The organism is Vreelandella olivaria (assembly GCF_023507745.1).
In the GTDB taxonomy this organism is placed as follows: Bacteria; Pseudomonadota; Gammaproteobacteria; order Pseudomonadales; family Halomonadaceae; genus Vreelandella; species Vreelandella olivaria_A.
Genome location: NZ_JALPZO010000124.1, coordinates 1 through 20,412 on the forward strand (window position 1 = coordinate 1; position 20,412 = coordinate 20,412).

Annotated in this window: 21 protein-coding genes and 1 pseudogene; 19 read left to right on the top strand and 3 right to left on the bottom strand. The window is 54.6% G+C overall.

All coding sequences use genetic code 11. From position 1 onward, the window contains the following. The 11 genes and pseudogenes from HP566_RS14090 to HP566_RS14140 form a co-directional block, all read left to right on the top strand. Nucleotides 1-347, top strand: a pseudogene (locus tag HP566_RS14090) (hypothetical protein); the annotation flags it as partial. Continuing rightward, a complete protein-coding gene (locus HP566_RS14095) occupies nt 344-607 on the top strand; it encodes a PAAR domain-containing protein (RefSeq protein WP_249977909.1) in 264 nt (87 codons plus the stop codon). The pseudogene HP566_RS14090 and the gene HP566_RS14095, both read left to right, overlap by 4 nt. Nucleotides 608-1,705: 1,098 nt before the next feature. Next, on the top strand, nt 1,706-1,996 hold the full coding sequence (locus HP566_RS14100; RefSeq protein ID WP_249977910.1) for a DUF3455 domain-containing protein: 291 nt from the start codon (nt 1,706-1,708) through the stop codon (nt 1,994-1,996). Between the two features lie 16 nt (nt 1,997-2,012). After that, entirely contained in the window at nt 2,013-2,228 is a 216-nt protein-coding gene (locus tag HP566_RS14105) for a DUF3455 domain-containing protein (RefSeq protein WP_249977911.1), read from the top strand. A 99-nt stretch (nt 2,229-2,327) separates the two neighbouring features. Next, on the top strand, nt 2,328-2,519 hold the full coding sequence (locus tag HP566_RS14110; protein ID WP_249977912.1) for a hypothetical protein: 192 nt from the start codon (nt 2,328-2,330) through the stop codon (nt 2,517-2,519). 14 nt (nt 2,520-2,533) lie between these two features. Next, a complete protein-coding gene (locus HP566_RS14115) occupies nt 2,534-2,866 on the top strand; it encodes a sigma factor (protein WP_249977913.1) in 333 nt (110 codons plus the stop codon). Nucleotides 2,867-2,900: 34 nt separating this feature from the next. Next, nucleotides 2,901-3,242, top strand: a complete 342-nt coding sequence (locus HP566_RS14120; RefSeq protein ID WP_249977914.1) for an anti-sigma factor — start codon at nt 2,901-2,903, stop codon at nt 3,240-3,242. Continuing rightward, the gene (locus tag HP566_RS14125) at nt 3,215-3,610 is read left to right on the top strand and encodes an anti-sigma factor (RefSeq protein ID WP_249977915.1); all 396 of its coding nucleotides are present in this window, start codon (nt 3,215-3,217) and stop codon (nt 3,608-3,610) included. Before HP566_RS14120 ends, HP566_RS14125 begins: the two co-directional genes overlap by 28 nt. Nucleotides 3,611-3,811: 201 nt before the next feature. Then, complete coding sequence (gene zwf, locus HP566_RS14130) at nt 3,812-5,317, top strand: glucose-6-phosphate dehydrogenase (protein WP_249977916.1); 1,506 nt, start codon at nt 3,812-3,814, stop codon at nt 5,315-5,317. A gap of 1 nt (nt 5,318) precedes the next feature. Next, a complete protein-coding gene (pgl, locus tag HP566_RS14135) occupies nt 5,319-5,984 on the top strand; it encodes a 6-phosphogluconolactonase (RefSeq protein WP_249977917.1) in 666 nt (221 codons plus the stop codon). A 41-nt stretch (nt 5,985-6,025) separates the two neighbouring features. Beyond that, nucleotides 6,026-6,688 carry a bifunctional 4-hydroxy-2-oxoglutarate aldolase/2-dehydro-3-deoxy-phosphogluconate aldolase gene (locus HP566_RS14140; RefSeq protein ID WP_249977918.1) on the top strand — a complete coding sequence of 221 codons (663 nt, stop codon included), beginning with the start codon at nt 6,026-6,028 and terminating at the stop codon, nt 6,686-6,688. Between the two features lie 200 nt (nt 6,689-6,888). Here the strand turns inward: HP566_RS14140 and edd are convergent, their stop codons facing one another. From edd to HP566_RS14155, 3 genes are all read right to left on the bottom strand, one after another. Further along, nucleotides 6,889-8,778: a phosphogluconate dehydratase gene (gene edd / locus HP566_RS14145; RefSeq protein WP_249977919.1), complete on the bottom strand. Its 1,890-nt coding sequence runs from the start codon at nt 8,776-8,778 to the stop codon at nt 6,889-6,891. 184 nt (nt 8,779-8,962) lie between these two features. Then, on the bottom strand, nt 8,963-12,076 hold the full coding sequence (locus tag HP566_RS14150) for an efflux RND transporter permease subunit (RefSeq protein WP_249977920.1): 3,114 nt from the start codon (nt 12,074-12,076) through the stop codon (nt 8,963-8,965). Nucleotides 12,077-12,084: 8 nt separating this feature from the next. Continuing rightward, complete coding sequence (locus HP566_RS14155; RefSeq protein WP_249977921.1) at nt 12,085-13,143, bottom strand: efflux RND transporter periplasmic adaptor subunit; 1,059 nt, start codon at nt 13,141-13,143, stop codon at nt 12,085-12,087. A 234-nt stretch (nt 13,144-13,377) separates the two neighbouring features. On the opposite strand from HP566_RS14155, the gene HP566_RS14160 reads away from it, so the two are divergent. The 8 genes from HP566_RS14160 (at nt 13,378) to HP566_RS14195 (ending at nt 20,393) form a co-directional block, all read left to right on the top strand. Continuing rightward, nucleotides 13,378-14,844, top strand: coding sequence for an efflux transporter outer membrane subunit (locus HP566_RS14160; protein WP_249977922.1), 1,467 nt, complete (start codon nt 13,378-13,380; stop codon nt 14,842-14,844). Between the two features lie 93 nt (nt 14,845-14,937). Then, a complete protein-coding gene (gene cobT / locus HP566_RS14165) occupies nt 14,938-15,987 on the top strand; it encodes a nicotinate-nucleotide--dimethylbenzimidazole phosphoribosyltransferase (protein WP_249977923.1) in 1,050 nt (349 codons plus the stop codon). Further along, entirely contained in the window at nt 15,984-16,997 is a 1,014-nt protein-coding gene (gene cbiB / locus HP566_RS14170; RefSeq protein ID WP_249977924.1) for an adenosylcobinamide-phosphate synthase CbiB, read from the top strand. Before cobT ends, cbiB begins: the two co-directional genes overlap by 4 nt. Then, entirely contained in the window at nt 16,994-18,109 is a 1,116-nt protein-coding gene (gene cobD, locus HP566_RS14175; protein ID WP_249977925.1) for a threonine-phosphate decarboxylase CobD, read from the top strand. The genes cbiB and cobD overlap by 4 nt, the downstream gene beginning before the upstream one ends. Next, nucleotides 18,093-18,629 carry a bifunctional adenosylcobinamide kinase/adenosylcobinamide-phosphate guanylyltransferase gene (locus tag HP566_RS14180; protein ID WP_249977926.1) on the top strand — a complete coding sequence of 179 codons (537 nt, stop codon included), beginning with the start codon at nt 18,093-18,095 and terminating at the stop codon, nt 18,627-18,629. Before cobD ends, HP566_RS14180 begins: the two co-directional genes overlap by 17 nt. Further along, complete coding sequence (locus HP566_RS14185; protein WP_249977927.1) at nt 18,626-19,402, top strand: adenosylcobinamide-GDP ribazoletransferase; 777 nt, start codon at nt 18,626-18,628, stop codon at nt 19,400-19,402. The genes HP566_RS14180 and HP566_RS14185 overlap by 4 nt, the downstream gene beginning before the upstream one ends. Continuing rightward, nucleotides 19,339-19,989: a histidine phosphatase family protein gene (locus HP566_RS14190; protein WP_249977928.1), complete on the top strand. Its 651-nt coding sequence runs from the start codon at nt 19,339-19,341 to the stop codon at nt 19,987-19,989. Before HP566_RS14185 ends, HP566_RS14190 begins: the two co-directional genes overlap by 64 nt. Further along, a complete protein-coding gene (locus tag HP566_RS14195) occupies nt 19,944-20,393 on the top strand; it encodes a bifunctional adenosylcobinamide kinase/adenosylcobinamide-phosphate guanylyltransferase (protein ID WP_249977929.1) in 450 nt (149 codons plus the stop codon). The genes HP566_RS14190 and HP566_RS14195 overlap by 46 nt, the downstream gene beginning before the upstream one ends. Nucleotides 20,394-20,412: the final 19 nt, after the last annotated feature.

Genomic DNA, 20,412 nt, shown 5'->3' on the forward strand with positions numbered 1-20,412 from the left:
ATCGTCGGCTGTATGCTCTGTTTGAAGCAAAAAATAACGATGCGTTGATGAATGCCTCATCCACCATGATTGCAGAGCTGGCTCTGGCGTCTGGCGAATCCGAAGCCTATGTGCGTCAGCGGGCAGGCTTTGATATGTTCTTCGATAACCCGCAGGCCTTTACGCTAGACCCTTTCCCCGAAGAGCCGATGACATTGAATCTCGCGGCAGGTAATCGTGTGGCATGGCTAACAACTGAAGGAGTGAATGTGCCCATCGCATTTGGCCACGCTGACCAAGAGTACCAAGCAAGTTTTGTAAGGCTCTACTTTATCCGCCGTGATGGCCAATGGGAAATCTGTCGATGAAGCCTGTTGCCCGCAAAGGAGACCTGCATCGCTGTCCGATTCCCGGCCACGGCACCACCGAAATCGTCTCCGGTTCGCCTTCTCAGGTAGAGGGCCAGCCGGTGGCTCGGGTGGGCGACAAGGCTGGCTGCGGCGCTACCATTATTGAAGGGGCAAGCAGTTCCACCACCGATGGCAGACCCACGGCTTACCTGGGCTGCAAGACCGACCATGGCGGCGAGATTATCAGCGCTTCCAGCAGCGCCAAGGTACAACCGTGAAGGCTCAGTATAGCGTCGTTGGTATGCTGAATGCTTCAGGGAAGTTCCAAGAAGTAGACGAATGTACAAAGCATCCAATCGTCTCATATTGATCAGCAAAAACTTCATGAATTATCAAGTGATTTACAGGAGAAAATGGTTTGATTAAAAGACAGTTGACTCGTGTGGCATTTGATTTCAAAACATCTTCACCAGAGATGAAGAAGGTGAGACATTTTTTCCTTAGTATAATGTTAGTCAGCATGTTGATCCTGGGCGGATGTGCCACCAATAGTACAGAGACAGGTGTTCAAAGGAGTGATAGAACGCTACATGACATTTAAAAAAATGACGATCTAGTACTGGACATCATATTTTTAGAATGTCTGTCATTTCTTAGAGATGGCGAGGAGCCTTTTGTTTCATTACCGACATTCCCCGCCACTCCAGAAGCAATCGAACATTTCGACACGTTTTCGCCCGAAGAAACTACGCTAAAGCATTTTTTCTCGACGCGATATTCTGTTGTTTGGGACGAACGATCATGTGGGCTATTCACTATGGTGGATAGCCAAGAAGCAACACTGTTAGGAGTCGGCAGGTCAGAGTTCTTGACAGCCGTTGAGACGCGCGCAATGAAGAACGGCCTCACTGAAGCTGGTCTTAGTGACTTTGAATATGATAGTGACTTTTCGCCACTAAAGACGATAGCTTGGTCTGAGCCAGAAAGGAATGGAGAGTATAGTATTAGCCTCGTCACGATGGCTGCTCTAGGAACGCCGATAAAGCCAGAGGGGCCATTGGTCGAGATAGATATTATTGGTTTGTCTAAGCGCTTTCACACCAACGAGGTTCAAACTCGCCCCGGTGGGGTGCAGCCCTGATAATCAGACTATTGAGCCTTCAGACTCTGGCCTTCAACCCTTGACTCAAACTGTCCAACTTTTGAGGGGGCAAGTTCACGTACCACGGTTTTTTGCAGTGGTGCCGAAAATTCAGTCGCTGAATTGTCCGTTTAAATTATTTTTAATAAAAGATGCATCCAAAACGTCTCCCCATGTGTATCCCCTATACAGCCACCTGTTGCGGTGGTTGATCACAACCCTCAAGGAGACTGAAATGGCCATCCCTCATCTAACGCGTACTACGTTAGCTGCTACTTTGATCGCATCCTTCAGTCATGCCGCTTTGGCCGAAACGCCAGCGGAAGTCCAGGTGCCGGACGGCAACTCAGTGGCGCTCGAAACCGTAGGCATAGGTACTATTACTTACATGTATGAAGTAAACGACGACGGCGATTTAGGCTGGGTATTTAAAGGCCCAAGTGCAGCGCTGAATGATCATGATGGCACTCAAGTAGGCAGCTACATATGGTCCTCCCGCTACCTGGGAAGCCCTGGATGGTTCTAAAGTCACTGCGACTGAGTTGGCCACAGCACCCAATGGCGATGGCAATATTCCCCTTCAGTTGGTAGAAGCGCATCCTGCGGAAGGTGAGGGCGCGATGACAGGCGTTAGTTACATTCAGCGCTTAGACACCCAGGGTGGTGTTGCGCCTGATGCTGCCTGTGGTGCTGATAACGAAGGTGCTACCGCCGTAGTCACATATCAAGCTGACTATATCTTCTGGACAGCTAACTAATCTCAGTAAAGCTGGGAACTCGTATCACGGGTTCCCAGCCGCTATGCTGTCAGGACAAGTGCGGCGATAGATATCGGCGCGTGACCAGGGAGCTAAGGCGTGTCTGACATTGATGTTTCTAACCTAATTGATGAGTTTGATCATGCTGCCGCGCTGAATCGCTGCGCACGTGGCGACCAGGATGCCTTGCATCTACTATACCGGCAAGAGGCTCCCAAGCTGCTTGGGGTCGTTGTCAGGATCGTTAAAGACAAAGGTATGGCCGAAGACATTGTCCACGATCCTGCCTGAATATCTGGCAGCGCGTGGGCAGCTTTGATCCGGCTAAAGGCTCTGCACGTACCTGGACGTTGAGCATTGCACGCCACCTGGCGCTGAATGCTATTCGCCAACGCGACCGCATCGTCAATGTGGATATGAACGAACCTGATGAATTTGAGCACGATGAAACATTCCAGCACGCATCCCGCGTGGAAGAGGCATCCGACTGGCAAACTGGTCAGCGCATGGATGAGTGTTTGCGGCAGCTTGAAGCCGAACGGTGTAATTGCCTGCTGCACGCCTATGTGGATGGCTTAGCCATACGGAAATTGCAGCGCATACAGGCGCGCCTCTGGGCACGGTTAAAGCCTGGATAATGCGTAGCCTGCTTCGCCTACGGGAGTGTATGGCATGACACGTCCTGATGAATATGATGATCTTCATGCGTTGGCGGGGGAGTATGTGCTGGGTACGCTGCCCCTTGCAGAGCGAGAAGCGTTTGAAGCACGTTTAGCAACGGATATCAGGCTCCAAAAGGCTATGTCCGACTGGGAAGAACGCTTCTTTCCCTATACCGCCATTGTTGACCCTGTGACGCCCTCCGACTATTTGTGGCCACGTATTGAACGTAGCCTAAAGGCACGGCCAGTTAAGGCAGTGCCTCCAGCCAGTAGTTTGACAAAACGTCGTCCTTTGGTGCATGGCGTGGTGCTGCGGGGCTGGGGATGGCAGCTGCGCTTGCCATGGGTGTGATGTTAACCAATGTGTCTAGTGAGCCTGCGACACCGGAGTACATGGTGGTGTTGCTTGCCCCGCAAACCCAGTCAGCCTGGTGGGTGGTGCAGGCAGCCAACCGCCAGGAAATTGAGTTGATTCCATTGGGTACCTTTGAAGCGCCTGAGGGCAAGGCGCTGGAATTCTGGACAAAAGCTGATGATTGGCAGGCACCCGTCTCGCTGGGTTTGGTAGAGTCAGGCCAGCCAGTCCGCATGCGCCTGGATGAGTTACCGCCCCTTGAAGATAACCAGCTGTTTGAGCTAACGATTGAAGACGAAACAGGCTCGGCCACCGGCCTGCCTACCGGGCCGATAGCATTTATTGGCCGAGCAGTAGAAATCTGATACGGATATTCGGTTTATCCTAAGCTGTTGGCATTACAATCGTGTAGCCCAGCCGCTACGCTATAAACGTCTGCCAAGAGAAGTGGTTAATGTTTTTGTAGTAAAATTACACGAATAATTGCGCATAGTGCCCATTGTGAGGTAGATTTTAGGTAATCTAACTACATTAGATGGGTTACCTAACGATAAATAGGAGCAATGATGAGCCAGCCCAATGCTTCCCAACGTGCCCCTCTGGGTGACCCGAGCCATGCCATTGATTTAGCGCTTTTTGGAGCGCTTGGCGACCTTGCTCTGCGCAAGCTGTTTCCTGCGCTATATCACCTGGACCGTGAAGGTTTGATGCCGGAAAGCACCCGCATCATGGGGCTGGCGCGACAGGATCATGACACCGCTGCGTTTCGGCAACTGGTGAAAGGGGCGCTGCACAAGCGTCTTAAGCCTGATGAACATGATGATGAGAGTCTTGAGCGCTTTCTGAACCGGCTGAATTATCTCAGGCTCGACTTTACTACCCTGGACGGTTATGACGCTATTCGCCAATGGCGCGAGGACTCCAGGCGCCCAATGGTGGTTTATCTGTCGGTCGCTGCGCGTATTTATGGCGATATTTGCCATAACCTGGATGCCAGTGGCAGCCTTGATGACGATACCAGGGTCGTGGTGGAAAAGCCCATTGGCTATGATCTGGTGTCCTCGAAACAGATCAATGATGCCATTGGTGCTGTATTCCCTGAATCCCGCATTTATCGTATCGATCACTACCTGGGTAAAGAGACGGTACAGAACCTGATAGCGTTGCGCTTTGCCAACCCTTTGTTTGGTACCCAGTGGAATCAGAACCATATTTCCTACGTGGAAATCACGGTCGCGGAAAAAGTCGGCATTGAAGGGCGCTGGGGTTACTTTGATGAAGCTGGCCAGCTCCGCGATATGGTGCAGAACCACTTGCTCCAGTTGCTCTGTCTGATTGCTATGGACCCGCCATCAAACCTTGATGCTGATGCTATCCGGGATGAAAAGGTAAAAGTGCTAAAGGCGTTAAAGCCTTTCACTGGTGAAGCGCTTGGGCGCGACGTGGTTCGCGGTCAGTACATTGCGGGAACAAGTGATGGTCAAGCTGTGCCGGGCTATCTGGAAGAGGAGGGCGCCAACACGCAAAGCCAGACCGAAACCTTTGTGGCAATGAAAACCGAGGTTTCCAACTGGCGCTGGGCGGGCGTGCCTTTCTATTTGCGCACCGGTAAACGCATGCCGGAAAAGCTATCGCAAATCGTTATCCATTTTCGTCAGCAGGCGCACTATATCTTCGACCCTGATCAGCGTGGCATTGCTTCCAACAAGCTGATTATTCGTTTGCAGCCGGAAGAGGGAATCGCACTGCAGGTGCTTACCAAAGATAGTGGCCTGGATAAAGGCATGCGTCTGCGTCCTGGTCCGCTGCACCTGGATTTCAACAGCGCCTTCCCCAAATCACGTATCCCGGATGCTTACGAGCGGCTGTTGCTGGAAGTGATGAAAGGCCAGCAGTACCTGTTCGTACGCCGCGATGAAGTAGAGCACGCATGGCGTTGGTGCGATCAACTGATTGATGGCTGGCAAGCGCGTGAAACGCCGCCGCGACGTTACCCGGCAGGCTCCTGGGGTCCGGTAGCTTCCATTGCCATGATTACCCAGGATGGCCGCAGCTGGTACGAGGACTACTGAGATGAGCGCAGCACGACAACAGCTGGCAGACCAACTGGCCGAAGCGGTATTCCAGGCATTAGCCAGCGATCTGGATCATCAGGAGCGCGCTTTACTGGTTGTATCGGGAGGCTCAACACCTGTTCCCTTTTTTAAGGCACTGGCGGCTAAGCCATTACCTTGGGGGTGTATTGATATCACGCTGGCCGATGAGCGCTGGGTGAGTGAGCAAAGCAGTGACAGCAATGCCAGGCTGGTACGTGAACACCTGCTCCAAGGCGCTGCGGCTGAGGCCAACTTTGTACCGCTAACCTCTGATGCTGAAACACCGGAAGAAGGGGTTGATGAAGTAGCCCGGCGAACGGCAGGTCTTGGATGGCCCGCCAGTGCGGTGATCCTGGGAATGGGGGGGGATGGTCATACTGCTTCTTTATTCCCCGATAGCCAGGAGCTAGGCCTGGCGCTGGCGACCGATGAACCGCTGGTGGCAGTGCGTACCCCAAGCCAGCCCCAGCCGCGCATTACGTTTTCGGCGGATCGCCTGCATCAGGCGCATCGCCACTTTTTACATATCACCGGCGACGATAAGCGCGCTGTTTTGGCCAATGCCATGACGGGTGACGATGTTCGCCAATTGCCCATACGCGCATTCTTATCTTGCCCATTGGCGATCTACTGGGCGCCCTGAGTGGCAGACCTTCGCCAATAAAAATTGCTTGGAGATGACAGATGACCATTGAAAAACAGCTACCCTCAACGCGTACCGCCGAGCTAGACAGTATTTGTCTCAAGGCCGAGGTGATCCCGGTGATTACCATTGAGCGCATTGAGGATGCTGTGCCGCTGGGTCGTTCGCTGGTGGAGGGTGGCTTAACCGTGTTGGAAGTTACCTTACGCACCGACTGTGCGCTGGATGCTATCAAACGTATGCGTGAAGCGTTGACCGGTGCCAGCATAGGCGTGGGTACTGTGCTGACGCCGGCCCAGTACCGTCAGGCGGAGCAGGTGGGGGCAGACTTCGTGGTAACACCTGGGGCGACTGATGCATTGTACCGTTATGGGGTGGAGAGTCCGGTGCCTATGCTCCCTGGTGTTTCGACTATTTCTGAGTTAATGACCGGTTGGCAGTATGGTTACCGCCGCTTTAAGTTCTTCCCCGCGGAATCCAGTGGCGGCGCGAAGGCAATCAAAGCGTTTGGTGCACCCATTCCTGAAGCGCGTTTTTGCCCCACGGGGGGGATTACTGTGGAGAATGCCGAATCCTACCTCTCTCTGCCCAATGTCATGTGTGTGGGCGGCTCCTGGCTTACGCCCAAAGCGTTGGTGGATGCGGAAGACTGGGATGGTATTCGTGAGCTGGCGCGTCAGGCAGCCGAGCGTTTTCATCACTAGGGTAGTCGTAGAACTAATAAGCCGAGACTGCTGACAAAGTAGATAAGCGGTCTCAAGTAGCCCTGGCCCAAGTACCTGGGCGGGGGCGCTGTGCCCCCATCCGGGGACGCTACGTTCGCCATCTGGCCGTCTGGGAGAGCTAATTATATCTCTTCAGTCATCCTGCTTTGCGGCACCTCGCCAATGAGGTGCCTGCTGCCTCAGGCATCCTCTTGGAGGATATGACCTTCTTGACGCGCCAGGTCGTCGGCTTCAAAACCACCCAATACGCCAGCGCCTTCTTCTCCGCGCATAGCGAGATGACGGAAGCCTCCAAACAGCTCGCGGCCCAGGCCAACGTGATAGTGATCCAGGTTGGCCACGGCCAGTTCGCGCTTGGCCCAGGTGGCGGCATCCACTTTGGCTTCCAGTGTGCCCGTGTTGGCATCCAGGCGTACAACATCTCCATCCCGTAGCTTCGCTAACGGACCGCCATCCAGTGCTTCCGGGCTCATGTGGATTGAGGCAGGTACTTTGCCGGAAGCGCCGGACATGCGTCCGTCAGTCACCAGCGCCACTTTGAAGCCGCGATCCTGTAGTACGCCAAGGAAGGGGGTCAGCTTATGGAGTTCCGGCATGCCATTGGCTTTCGGCCCTTGAAAGCGCACCACGACGATCACATCCCGGTCCAGGTCACCGGATTCGAAAGCGGCCTTCATCTCGTTTTGATCTTCAAAGATCTTCACCGGTGCTTCAACCACCCGGTGCTCGTCGGCAACGGCAGAGACTTTAATCACACCACGGCCAAGATTGCCCTTCATCACGGTAAGACCACCGGTGGGGGCGAACGGGGTGGCAACCGGGCGTAGTACGTCTTCATCCAGGCTCTGTTCGGGGCCTTCACGCCAAACCACTTTGCCATCTTCAAGGAAAGGTTCTTGAGTGTAGGTCGTCAGGTCGGTGCCGAAAACGGTCGAAATATCCCCATGTAGCAGGCCAGCCCCCAACAACTCGCGAAACAGGTAGCTCATGCCGCCCGCCGCCTGGAAGTGGTTAATGTCTGCCTGACCATTGGGGTAAACCTTCATCAGGCTGGGCGTTACCGCAGAAAGGTCAGTAAAGTCATCCCAGTTCAGAGTAATGCCTGCAGCGGCGGCCATGGCAATCAGGTGCATCGTATGGTTGGTTGAGCCGCCAGACGCGAGCAGGCCGACCACCGCGTTGACAATGGCGCGTTCGTCGATCTGCTGATAGAACGGACGATACTCGCCGCCAGCCTCGGTATTGCGAATGGCTTGTTCGGTGGCGTAGCGGGTCAGGGCTTCGCGCATTTCGCTACCAGGGTTAACAAATGACGTCCCTGGCAGGTGCAGGCCCATCACCTCCATCATCAGTTGGTTGGAGTTCGCGGTGCCATAGAAGGTGCAGGTACCTGGGCTGTGATAGGAGTCAGACTCTGCCTGCAGCAGCTCTTCACGGCCCACTTTGCCCTCCGCATATAGTTGGCGAATACGCGCTTTTTCCTTGTTTGGCAGGCCGCTTGGCATAGGGCCCGCCGGCACAAACATCGCAGGCAGGTGGCCAAACCGCGCCGCACCAATGAACAAGCCAGGGACGATTTTATCGCATACGCCCAGATAGAGGGCCGCATCAAACATGTTGTGGGATAGGCCTACGGCAGTGGCCATAGCGATGACATCCCGGGAAAACAGCGAAAGTTCCATTCCCGGCTGGCCTTGGGTAACACCATCACACATAGCGGGCACACCGCCGGCAAACTGAGCGGTAGACCCCATGGCGCGTGCGGCGGCTTTAATGGTTTCCGGAAAAGTTTCAAATGGCTGATGGGCCGACAACATGTCGTTGTAGGAGGAAATAATTCCCAGGTTGGCGCTGTTCATTAGCTTGAGAGCGTCTTTTTCCTGGGGGTTACAGGCGGCAAAGCCGTGGGCCAGATTACCGCAGGAGAGCTCGGCCCGGTGCACGCCACGTTTATGCTGGTCGGCCATGCGGCGCTCATAAAGAGCGCGTCGCTCAGCAGAGCGCTCACGAATGCGTTGAGTAACCGCGGCAACGGTCGCATTGAGGGTAACAGGTGTTGAGCTCGGCATAGAGACCTCTGCATGATAGAAACGGTAATTAATATTGTAGTTATTTTACATTTTTGGGCTTCGATTTAAGAGACTTTACGGCAATAAAAACCATTTTTGTAGTTTTATTACCATGGTGGTTGGTCTGAAAAGCTAATCACGGCTACCCCGCAAACCAGCCTTACAGGGGTAGCCGTGTTGATGCTTACTCTTCGACTTCTTTACGTTTAATACTGAACAACATGGCGTATAGCGTAGGCACTGCAATGAGCGTTAACAATGAGGCAAATGCCAGGCCACCCATGATGGTAACCGCCATATTGTTGAAAAAGGCATCTGTCAGTAGCGGTAACATTCCCAGGATGGTGGTTCCAGCAGCAAGAAACACCGGCCGTAAACGGCTAACGCTGGCATCAACCAGCGCTGAAAAGCGCGCTTTTCCTGCTTTGATTTGCCCGTCTATCTCGTCGACCAGCACGATGGCATTTTTCATTAACATGCCTGACAGGCTAAGCATTCCCAGCAGGGCCGTAAAGGAGAAGGGCAAACCCGTTACTAACAGGCCAATCACCACGCCACATACTGACATAGGCACCACCAGCCAGATGATAAGCGGTTGCTTCAGCTTTCCGAAGAGCAGAATGGAGGTGAGCAGCATGATCAGAAAGCTAATCGGTAGCTGTTGCGCTAATGCCTCCTGTGCATCCCCCGATTCTTCACGCTCACCTCCCCACTCCAACTGATAACCCGGTGGCAGGGGAATGGATTCAATCTCCTGGCGAATGGCATCGAAGGCTTGGGCCGCGGTGTAGCCTTCCGCAGGGTCCGCGCCCACCGTTAATGTTCGTACTCGGTTACGGCGTTGTATTAACGATTCCTCGCTCTGCAGCTCGAACTCAGTCACTACCTGGCTAATCGGAACAAAACGCTGCTGGGCTCCACTCCATACATTACGGTCTTTAAGTAGGGCAACATCATCACGCTCATCTGCGGGGGGGCGGGCGACGATGGGCAGCAGGTGTTCCCCCTCCCGGTAAGTTCCTGCACGTATGCCTGATGACGCAAACTGTAAGGTTTGGGTGATATCTTCGCGGCTTACCCCGGCTATACGCGCGCGCTCTTCATTAATGCGCGGTGCCACGATCAGTTCCTGCTGGCGCCAGTCCTGGCGTTGATCGATCAAATAGGGGTTGGCATCCATGCGCTGCTGGGCCTCGGCAGCCAGTTCACGTAAGACGGTGGGTGAAGGGCCTTGAAAACGTGCTTCTATATTAGCGCCGTTCCCAGGGCCAAACTGAAGCCGTTGGGTACGCACCTGGGCACTGGGGAAGGCGTCGTTCAACTCGTGGTAAAACTGGCGATCAAGGGAGGGGATCGCATCCAGGTCTTCCGTGCGTACAATGAACTGAACATAGGCGGTGTTGGGTTGCTCTGGTGCGTACGTCAGCATAAAGCGGGTGGCGCCCTGGCCGATAAAACTGGCAACGGAAACGACTCCCTCCTGTTCCAGGATATACCCCTCAATCTCCTCAGCAGTGGCTGCCGTTGCACGAATATCGGTGCCTTGCGGCAGCTCAACGTTAACAAAAAACAGTGGTGTGTTTGAGTCAGGAAAGAAGGACTGGGGAAGAAGCGTGAAAGCCCACATGCATACCGCTGTTATCACTACCAGTGCAGAGACGGTCAATATGCGCAGACGCAGTGCCAGCAGAAGCAGTCGACGATAGACCCGGTAAAATACACCTCCGTATAAGTCGCGTTTACTTGGCTCCTCCTTTTGTGCATCTTGTGCACCGTTATTTGCCGTATCGTCCTGGTTGCTATTCTGGTCCGTTTCCTGTTTGCGTAGCAGGTAGTAGCCAAACAGAGGGGTGACCGTAATGGCCAGCAGCCAGCTCAGCATCAGTGAAACCAGAATCACCATAAACAGGGAGTAGAGGAACTCACCGGTAACGTCATCCGAAAGCCCAATACCCGCAAAGGCCATAATGCCAATAACCGTCGCGCCTAACAGTGGCAGTTGGGTGCGCTTGGCGGCAGCGCTGGCTGCCTCTTTGGCACCTCTACCACGCTTGATATTGGTCACCATGCCTTCAGCGACAACGATGGCGTTATCTACCAGCATTCCCATGGCAATAATCAGTGCACCTAACGAAACGCGCTCCATATCAATGCCCAGCAGGCCCATGAACAGCAGGGTGCCCATCACTGTCAGCAGTAGAGTGCTGCCTACCACCAGGCCAACCCGCCAGCCCATTGCCAAGCAGAGCACACCAATCACGATGGCAACGGACATCAGCAGGTTAAGCAGGAAGTCGTTGATGGCATCGTTCACCACATGGTGTTGCTCGTAGACTGGGTGCAGCTCAATACCCAGGGGAATTCTGTGCCTCAACTCATCAAGGCGCGCCTCGACAGCTTCGCCGATTTCAATAATATTCTCGCGGGCATTCCCTGCGATGCCGATAGTAAACGCGGCCTGGCCGTTATAGCGGATAAGTTGATTGGGCAATTCGCTAGGCTGGCGGTAGATATCCGCAATATCCACCAGTGACACCTGTTCTGTTGTGCCGGGGCGGCCAATGCGAATGGCTTCAATCAGTGCGGTGCTGTCAATATCGCTGCGTGCCACTAAACGAACCTGACGGTCGCCGACACGCAGGCTGCCTGCATCTTCAACGGCGTTTTCCGTTTGAATGGTGTTGATGACCTGGTCGATCGGAATGCCGAGCGTGGTTAAGCGTTCGTTGGAAATATCGATATAGATGGTTTCTTCACGCTCACCAGCGGTAGTTACTCGTGCAACACCAGGGACGGCAAGTAGTTCACGTTGCAAAAAGGTGGAGACATCACGAATTTCACGGGTGCTGAAGCCTTCCGCTGTGACGGCATAGAACAAACCGTATACTTCCCCAAAATCATCGTTCACCTGGGAGCCAAGCACTCCCTCGGGCAGGTCGCCCTGAGCGTCATTAACCTTATTGCGCAGTTCATCCCAAATTTGCGGTAGTTCACTGCTGCGATAATTTGAGTGTACTTCCACCTGGATTTCTGAACGTCCAGGCAGTGATTTCGACTCAATAATATCGATTTGCTCCATTTCCTGGATAGCACGCTCAAGTCGCTCGGTTACCTCATCCTCGACTTCAGTCGCGGTGGCACCAGGGTATGGGGTATTAATAATGGCATTGGGTATGGTGAAGGCGGGGTCTTCGAGCTTGCCTACGGCGTTGAAACCCCAAATACCCCCGAAGAAGCATACGATAATAATTAGCCAAGTGTTTAAAGGCCGTTCAATCGACAGCTTTGCGATATTCATGGAGCCTCCTATAGCGCTGTGTCGAACGGTTTAACGTTCATGCCATCGCGAAGCAGATGCACGCCTGCTGTCGCAATAGACACACCGGGCTGGAGGCCCGTGATAATCATCACGTGATCATCACTTGTCTCACCCACCGTTACCTGTTGGGGGGAGACGGTGCTGGTTTCCTCGTCATATACCCAGACCCTGAAGCCGCCGTTTTCCGTGTGGTCCAGGGCGCTGGAGGGGATCATTACCACGGAAGAGGTCACGGCATCTTCCAGCTCGATGAAGACAGTGGCTGTCGTTCCCGGTAGGGCAATGAAGGGGGCGTCAGCAGCAGGGGCAAACTCAACCTGATAGGTTTGGGCCACCTCATCTGGCTCGGTAACATGCTCACGGTAGGTGAGTGGAATACGCTCGCCTGGCAGGGTGGCAATTTCCGCTTCTACATTGAATGCACGATCGCCCTCCAGGTGTTGCATCAACGACTCTGGCACATTGATGCGAATGCGCAACTCGGAAATATCCTGGACGCGAATCACCTCGGTATTGGGTGGTACGGTAGTATGGTTTTCAACTAACCGTCGCGTTACCAGGGCATCAAAAGGAGCCTGCATGGTGGTATAGGCAAGTTCTTGTCGGGCACTTTCCAGTTGGGTCTCGGCCAGTTCGGCATCGGTGCGGGCTGCATCCAGTACGGATTCAGACACCGCGTTATGGGCGTAGAGGTTGCGTTGCCGGTTAAGGTGACGGCGCGCCTGCTCGACTTCTGCTTCTGCACTGCGTACCCGCAGGGCGTAATCGGTTTGGTCCAGTTGCGCAATCATCTCGCCACGGGGTATCGTCGCCCCCTGTACGGCAGGAAATGTTTGAATGCGCCCACCTACCTGGAAGGCCAGGTTCACCGTGCTCAGCGCATCAACTCGACCCACAAAACGGCGGCTGGGGAAAATGTCCTGCTGTCCGGTTTCAAATAGCTTAACGACTTGGGTCGGTGGGGCCTGGGGGGCTGTATCATCAGCGCAACCGATGAGCAGTAGTGCCGTTATAGTTAACACGATCCATGAGAATTGAGACCTCATTCATTGCCTCCCAGCAGGTTTATTGTTCCATTTGTGAGTGTAGGTACGCTGATATATTGCCCTTCGCCCGATAACGCTGTTTAAACCACCCACTATAATAGGTACTCTTACCAAGTTCGAACAGTCGTTTCATTTTTTATCTCCATCAATAATGATTGAATTTTGAGGAAGGCGCGTGTGCAAGGGATGATGCAAAGGGCTGTACAAAAGGCTTTTCAAAGAACGGCTCAGGGGATGCGTTATCAAAAGCGCTGCTGTACCGGCATCGCTTTGGCCCTGCTATTAAGTGGTTGCGCGGTGGGGCCTGAGTACCAGTCGCCGGATATTGCGTTGCCCGAAACGTGGCCCGAACATATTAATTTGAGTCAGCAGGATCGGGATGCCTGGCGTCATTGGTGGCGCCAGTTTAACGACCCGGCCCTGAATCAGTTAGTGGAGCGCGCAGCCCAGGAAAATCTTGAGTTAATGATACAGTTAGCGCGTATCCAAGAGGCTCGGGCGCAACTGGGATTTGCAGAAGCGGAGCAGTTTCCAACCGTTGGATATCAGGCTGAGGCCACCCGCGAGCGTACGCCCGGTGCGGCGCTGCCCATCGATTTTGAACCTATCCAGGACTTGCTGACATCCACTAACAATCAATACTCTCTGGCTGCCAGCCTGGAGTATGAGCTGGATTTGTGGGGGCGTCTGGCCAATGAGCGCGAAGCTGCCCTGGCAGCTTTTCAGGAAAGCCAGTTTGCCAAGGATGCCGCCGAGATTGGAGTGATTGGCGATGTAGTCACCACCTATTTCAATCTCAAAAGTGCGGAGGCTCAGCAGCAGCTGTTAGAAGAAACGCTGGCCTCTTATGAGGAGACGTATCGCTTACAGCGCCTGCGCTTTGACCATGGCGATATCAGTGAGCTGGAAGTCAGGCAGGCCGAAGCGGAGTGGCAAGGGCTGCGGACAGAGCTTCCAGCACTGGCGCAGCAGGTTGAGTCGCTGCGTGGCGCACTGGGCGTTTTAGTGGGTATGTCGCCCAACGAGCTTATAAGCGCGCTTGATACCGGAAGCACCCAGCTTGCTGATATTGCCCAACCCGAAAAAATTCCCCAGGTGATGCCCTCGGAATTATTGCAGCGTCGGCCTGATATCCGCTCGGCGGAGGCCGCTCTGATTGCCGCGACGGCCCAGGTGGGAGTAGCTGAAGCCCGCCGCCTTCCCTCACTTAACCTGAGTACGTTTATTGGCACCGCTGCCGCCAGTAGCGGTGACCTATTCAGCGATGTTGCCAGAACGTGGGGGCTTGGGGCCTCTGTTATGGGCCCAATCTTTGATTTTGGCCGTACCCGAGCTGGTGTGGAGAGCGCTGAAGCCCTGGTCGAACAGGCCGAAGCGCAGTATCGCCTGACGGTTTTGACCGCCTTTAACGAGGTGCGTGACGCTCTGTTCAGTTATGACTTTATCTCCCAGCGGGCAGCGGCAGTGGATGAGCAGATAGAGGCGATAGAGCGCACCCGGGACATCGCGGTTTTAATGTATGACCAGGGGCAGATCAGCCAGCTTGAGCGGCTGGACGCCGAGCGCAATTTGCTGGCTGCACGGTTGGAGCAGACCGACGTCAGGAGAGAGCAGCTCGCCGCTGCAGCCACACTGTTTAAAGCCCTGGGCGGCGGGTGGCAAGCGGATGAAGAGCCCCATGCGGCAGTGAGCCAGCAATAGCAGCATAAAGGGGCTACCCAGGGCGTTGGTTTTGTTACTATTCTGCGCTCTTAAACGGTTTCTGTTTTTCCGTTTTGCTACCATGGAGCCGCTATGCACCCCATTATTAAGCACATACAGCCTATTAACCAGGATGCCGGTGAACGCGTCCGTGCCTATCTGGATACGTTGACCAAACCACCGGGTAGTCTGGGAGAGTTGGAGGCGCTGGCCATTCAGCTTGGCGCGATTAGCGGTAACACCAGCCCCCGTGTTATGCCGCCCCAGGTGGTGGTGTTTGCTGCTGATCATGGCGTGGCTGAAGAGGGGGTTTCTGCCTTTCCTCAGGCAGTAACGGCACAAATGGTCGCTAATTTCGCCAATGGCGGCGCTGCCATCAATGTGTTTTCCCGCCAGATAGATGCCCGGGTTGAGGTGGTGGATGTTGGAATGGTGTCTGCCTTAACGACCCCAGGTGTCACCCTTGCCAGCGTGCGTGCGGGGACAGCCAATATGGTGGTGGATGACGCGATGCATGCCGACGAAGCCCTCGCTGCCATCGGCGTAGGTGTGGCGGCTGTGGAGCGGGCCAGTCAAGCTGGGGCAAGATGCATGATTGTCGGCGAAATGGGGATTGCCAATACCACTGCCAGTAGCGCCATGCTGGCGGTATTTACCGGTGTGCCGGTGGCGCAAGTGGTAGGCGCAGGTACCGGGATCAGCAGTGCACAGCAAGCGCATAAAGTCGCGGTTATTGAGCGCGCCCTGCAAAATCGAAAAGCGGATGCCGACGCTCCCCTGGAGGTGCTGGCAAAGTTGGGTGGACTTGAAATCGCGGCGATGACCGGCGCTTACCTGGCGTCAGCGGCACATCGTTTACCTGCCATCGTGGATGGTTTTATTGCTACGGTGGCGGCGTTGGCCGCCTGCAGATTATGCCCGGCGGTACGCGGCTACCTGATTTTCAGCCACCGCTCTGAGGAGCTGGGCCATGCCACTGCACTACACGCATTGAAGGCCAAGCCGCTATTGGCACTGGGGATGCGTCTTGGCGAAGGGAGCGGTGCGGCACTGGCATTTCCGTTACTTCAGGCAGCATCGGCAATGCTCCGTGAAATGGCCACCTTTGCCGACGCGGGCGTTAGTGATAACACCACGCTATGATGTGGCTAAGTGATTATTTAACCACCGCCTTATGCATGGTGGCGGTGGCTATTGTTATCGACTTAGTCGTGGGAGACCCGCGTTCGCTGCCTCATCCAGTGGTGATGATCGGTCACGCTATCAGTACGCTGGAAAAACGCTGGAACCAGGGTTCTCAACAGCGTCGCCGACTGTCTGGATTTATGCTCACCACTACCACTGTATTGGGCACCTTTGCTGTCGCGTGGTGGGGGCTGGCGTTACTAACCTGGCTACACCCCTGGCTGGGGTTGATGGCGGAACTATGGCTGCTGGCTACCGCACTGGCTATTAAAGGCCTGGCTGAGGCAGGGCGTGCGATTGCCGTGCCGCTTGCCCAGGGGGACTTTCCTGCCGCTCGCAGAGCGCTCTCCATGGTGGTGGGGCGGGATACTGAGCAGCTGGATGAGGCAGAGATTACCCGAGGTGCGGTAGAAACCATCGCTGAAAATAGTGTGGATGGTATTACCGCGCCGCTGTTTTTTGCGCTGCTGGGTGGTGCTCCGCTGGCTCTGGCCTATAAAGCGATCAATACACTTGACTCCATGGTAGGCCACCGCAACTCCCGTTTTAATGATTTTGGCTATGCTTCGGCAAAGCTGGATGATATCGCCAACTGGCTACCGGCAAGGCTAACGGCACTCTGCTTATGGGGGGCGGGGATAGCGCTTAATTGTATTCACCAGGCACGTTTTCGTTGGCAGGGAGCGCTAACGAAAACGTGCCAGCAGGCGCCACGCCACCCCAGTCCCAATGCTGGCTGGCCAGAAGCCATGGTGGCTAATTTACTGGGTGTGCAGTTAGGTGGCACAAACGTTTATCAAGGCACCGTTTCCCATCGCGCTACATTGGGTAGCCCACGGGAACCCCTTAAGGTGGTGCATATCGATAGGGCTATTCGCTTAATGCACGGGGCTTGGCTGCTGTTTTTCCTGCTGATGGCATGTGTGTTTATGGGGATAGTCACAATAACGAGTAGGGGAGTTATATGACCCTAGAGTCCCAATCCTCTGATGCCATGGGTTGGCCAAGCCACGGTGGTCAGGGCACCGCATTACTGCAACGTTTTGGATTACCCACTGATCATGGTTATGAAGATGTTAGCGCCAACTTGAACCCGAACGGGCCACCGCCATGGGTGGCTGGTGTGCTGCAAGAGCGTATTGCTGGACTGAGCCGCTACCCCGCACCTGACTATGCGCCTGCAAGGGAGGCAATTGCCGCCCAAAATGGTGTCCAGCCCGAGCAAGTGCTGCTTACCAATGGTGGAGCAGAGGCCATTTTTCTTGCTGCTGCGCTACATGCAGGGGGGCAGGCACTGATACTGACCCCCAGTTTTGGCGAGTATGCCAGGGCCTGTAGTGCCCACCGTCTGGAAATAACATCATACCCACTACAGGCTCCGTATTTTACCTGTGAGCCCGCCACCTTACTGGAGCAAGCGGCGTGTGTGGATGTCGTGTTCGTGTGCCGCCCAAATAATCCTACGGGTACGCTTATTTCACTCGATACCATTAAGACGCTGCTCGCCCATACTCAGCCGGCTGGTACCCATGTGGTGGTTGATGAAGCCTTTATTGATTTGTCACTGGATGAGGAGGCACTGACCCCATTACTGGCCCAATACCCGCACCTGATTCTGCTGCGCTCGATGACCAAGTTTTATACCCTTCCCGGCATACGCTTGGGCTACGTGATGGCGTCTGCCACAATGATTAATCGGCTTGCGGTTTACCAGCCACCGTGGAGTGTGAATCACCTCGCCGCTGAGTTGGTGCCCTCACTATTGGCTGATAATGCCTTTGCAGAAAAAACGCGTCAGTGGCTTACCAGCGAACAGCCCCGAATGAATCGAGAGCTTTTGGCGCTCGGGTTGGAGGTGGTGCCAAGCCACACCTGTTTCTTTTTGGTACGCCCTGGAGGTGTGCAGCAACGTAATGGTATTTCAAGTGCACTGCTTTTTGAGCGCTTGTTGTGCCGCGGTATGTTGACCCGGCATACCTACAGTTTTACCGGGCTGGAGGGCGCCTGGTTGCGGCTGGCGCTGAGGGACAAAGATGCCAATAACCGGTTGTTAAAGGTGCTCAATGATTGTCTTTGTTAGCGGTGGTGTACGCTCTGGTAAAAGTGGATTGGCTGAGCAGCATGTGCTTGAGGCAGCAAAAGACACTACCTGTTACTACATTGCGACGGCCACTGTGTTTGACGCGGAAATGGCTGAACGGGTTGAGCGGCATAAAGCCTGTCGTGATACTCAATGGATCACCCTGGAAGCCCCGGTTGCGCTGGATCACGCGATTACCCAAGTGCCTGATGGCCAGGCCGTACTGCTTGATTGCCTTACCCTTTGGGCCAGCCAGGTGCTCTATAGTGCCGAGTTAAGCGAAGCAGAAGGGTTGGCGTTATTTAAGCGCAGCCTGGAGGATGCCCATTCCCGTGGTCTTCATTTAGTCATTGTCTCTAATGATCTGAATGAAGATATATTGCCCCCAAACCCGGAAACCAGACGTTATGTTGCGTTTTTACAGTGTTTGCATCGCTGGCTGGCGGTGAAGGCCGACTCAGTACTCGAAGTGGTGGCAGGGCACGCCATTGAGTGGAAGTTGGATGGAAAACCAGTGTGAAAAATGCGCTTTTCGGTACTTTACTGGCGTTACAGTTTTTAACCCGTTTGCCGGTTTCTATCTTATGCCCCTGGACACCTGCTACCCGGCGCTGGGCGGTGCGTGCCTACCCCCTGGTGGGCCTGCTGATAGGCGGTGTGCTGGCCCTTGCTGCAGTGTTCCTGGTGACACTTGGGACACCTGCTCCCATTGCTGCCATGCTGTTGCTCAGCCTGTGGGTGGCCGTGTCCGGCGGCTTGCATCTTGATGGCATCATGGATCTTGCCGATGCGCTGGGCAGTAATCAGCCCTTAGCACGGCGTTGGGAAATAATGAAAGACCCCCAGGTAGGCAGTTTTGGCATTCTTGCGGTGCTGTTTTTGCTGGCCTGGAAAGGTGTTTTATTGTGGGCATTATTGCACTACCAGGCACCACTATGGTGGTTGCTAGTGATACCCGCTTTAGGCCGCTGGGCTGGGGTAGTGCTACTCGTTCTTACGCCTTGTGCCCACCCCAAAGGGTTAGCGTGGAGTTGGCAGCAGTCACTCGCTCCGCCGGATCTGTTTTATGCGCTGGTGCCACTGCTACCGGTAGCTGTGTTTTTTCCTGGCCTGCTAGGCTGGCTGGCCGCGACGATGCTTTTTATCTGGTTGGTACGGGCAGTGCTGCTGCGGCTGTTTCACGGTATCAATGGCGATATGGTGGGTGCCATTATTGAAGGAGAAGAGCTTTGGCTGCTGATCTTAATGTGGAGTTGGTGGCAGTTCGCCATGGTATCACTGCCTGGAATGTAGAGCGCCGTTACCAGGGTCAGCGTGATATTCCATTACTGTTTCCCAATGCCGAAAACGGACTTTTAACCCTGCGGGAAGCATTGGCTGGTGAATGTTTTGACGTCATTTATTCCAGCGACTTAAAGCGTTGCCAACAGACGCTGGCCTGGACGCAGGCTGCTCGGCCCGATATCCCGGTACACCTGGAACCTCGCCTTAGGGAGCTGGATTTTGGCGATTACGAAGGCAAAGTTTACGATGAATTGAAAACGCTCCCTCTTTACCGCGCCTGGGTGGATAGCGTCGGTGAGCTACAAATCCCTGGTGGTGAGTCAGCCGCTCAATTGCGGGAACGGTTAGAGGCATGGCTTCTGGATGTTGCTTATGAGGCACGGCAGGGCGGTTATCAGAAAGTGCTGGCAGTGACTCATGGTGGTGTTATCCGTGAATTGCGCCGTCGTTTTGAAACCATCGATTTTTGGGATGGCACGGTGCAACAGGCTCAGGGAAGACGTTGGAAACTCGCCTATCAAACAGGTGGGCACAGCAAAGGAGAGTGGCAGTGCAACTATTCATCGGCGGTGCCTGCGCAGGTAAGCGAGATGTAGTCAGAGCCCGGTTTTTTGATGCAGTCTGGTGGCAACTGGTTCCCGGCCAACGGCTTCGAGAATGCATTAACCATATGCTGCCTAACACCCCCCTGGTACTCCACGATGTACTCGAGTGGCTGACAGCGGAGGTGGATGCAGACATGAGTAGTGATGAGTGTCGGGCTCAATGGCGGGACGACATGGCAGCGCTACAGTGCGCTGCCGAACGCCACAATGTGGTGCTGGTGATTATTGTCAGCGACATTAGTCGAGGAATTGTACCCATTGAACGCGAACAGCGCCGCTTGCGTGATTTGAACGGCTGGTTTAGCCAGGATGCCGCGGCTCGGGCCGAGCAGGTATGGTATGTACGCCATGGCCTGGTTAAGGCATTACACACTCTCTCTGAGCAGTATCATTGACCCTGCTACAGCAAGTTGC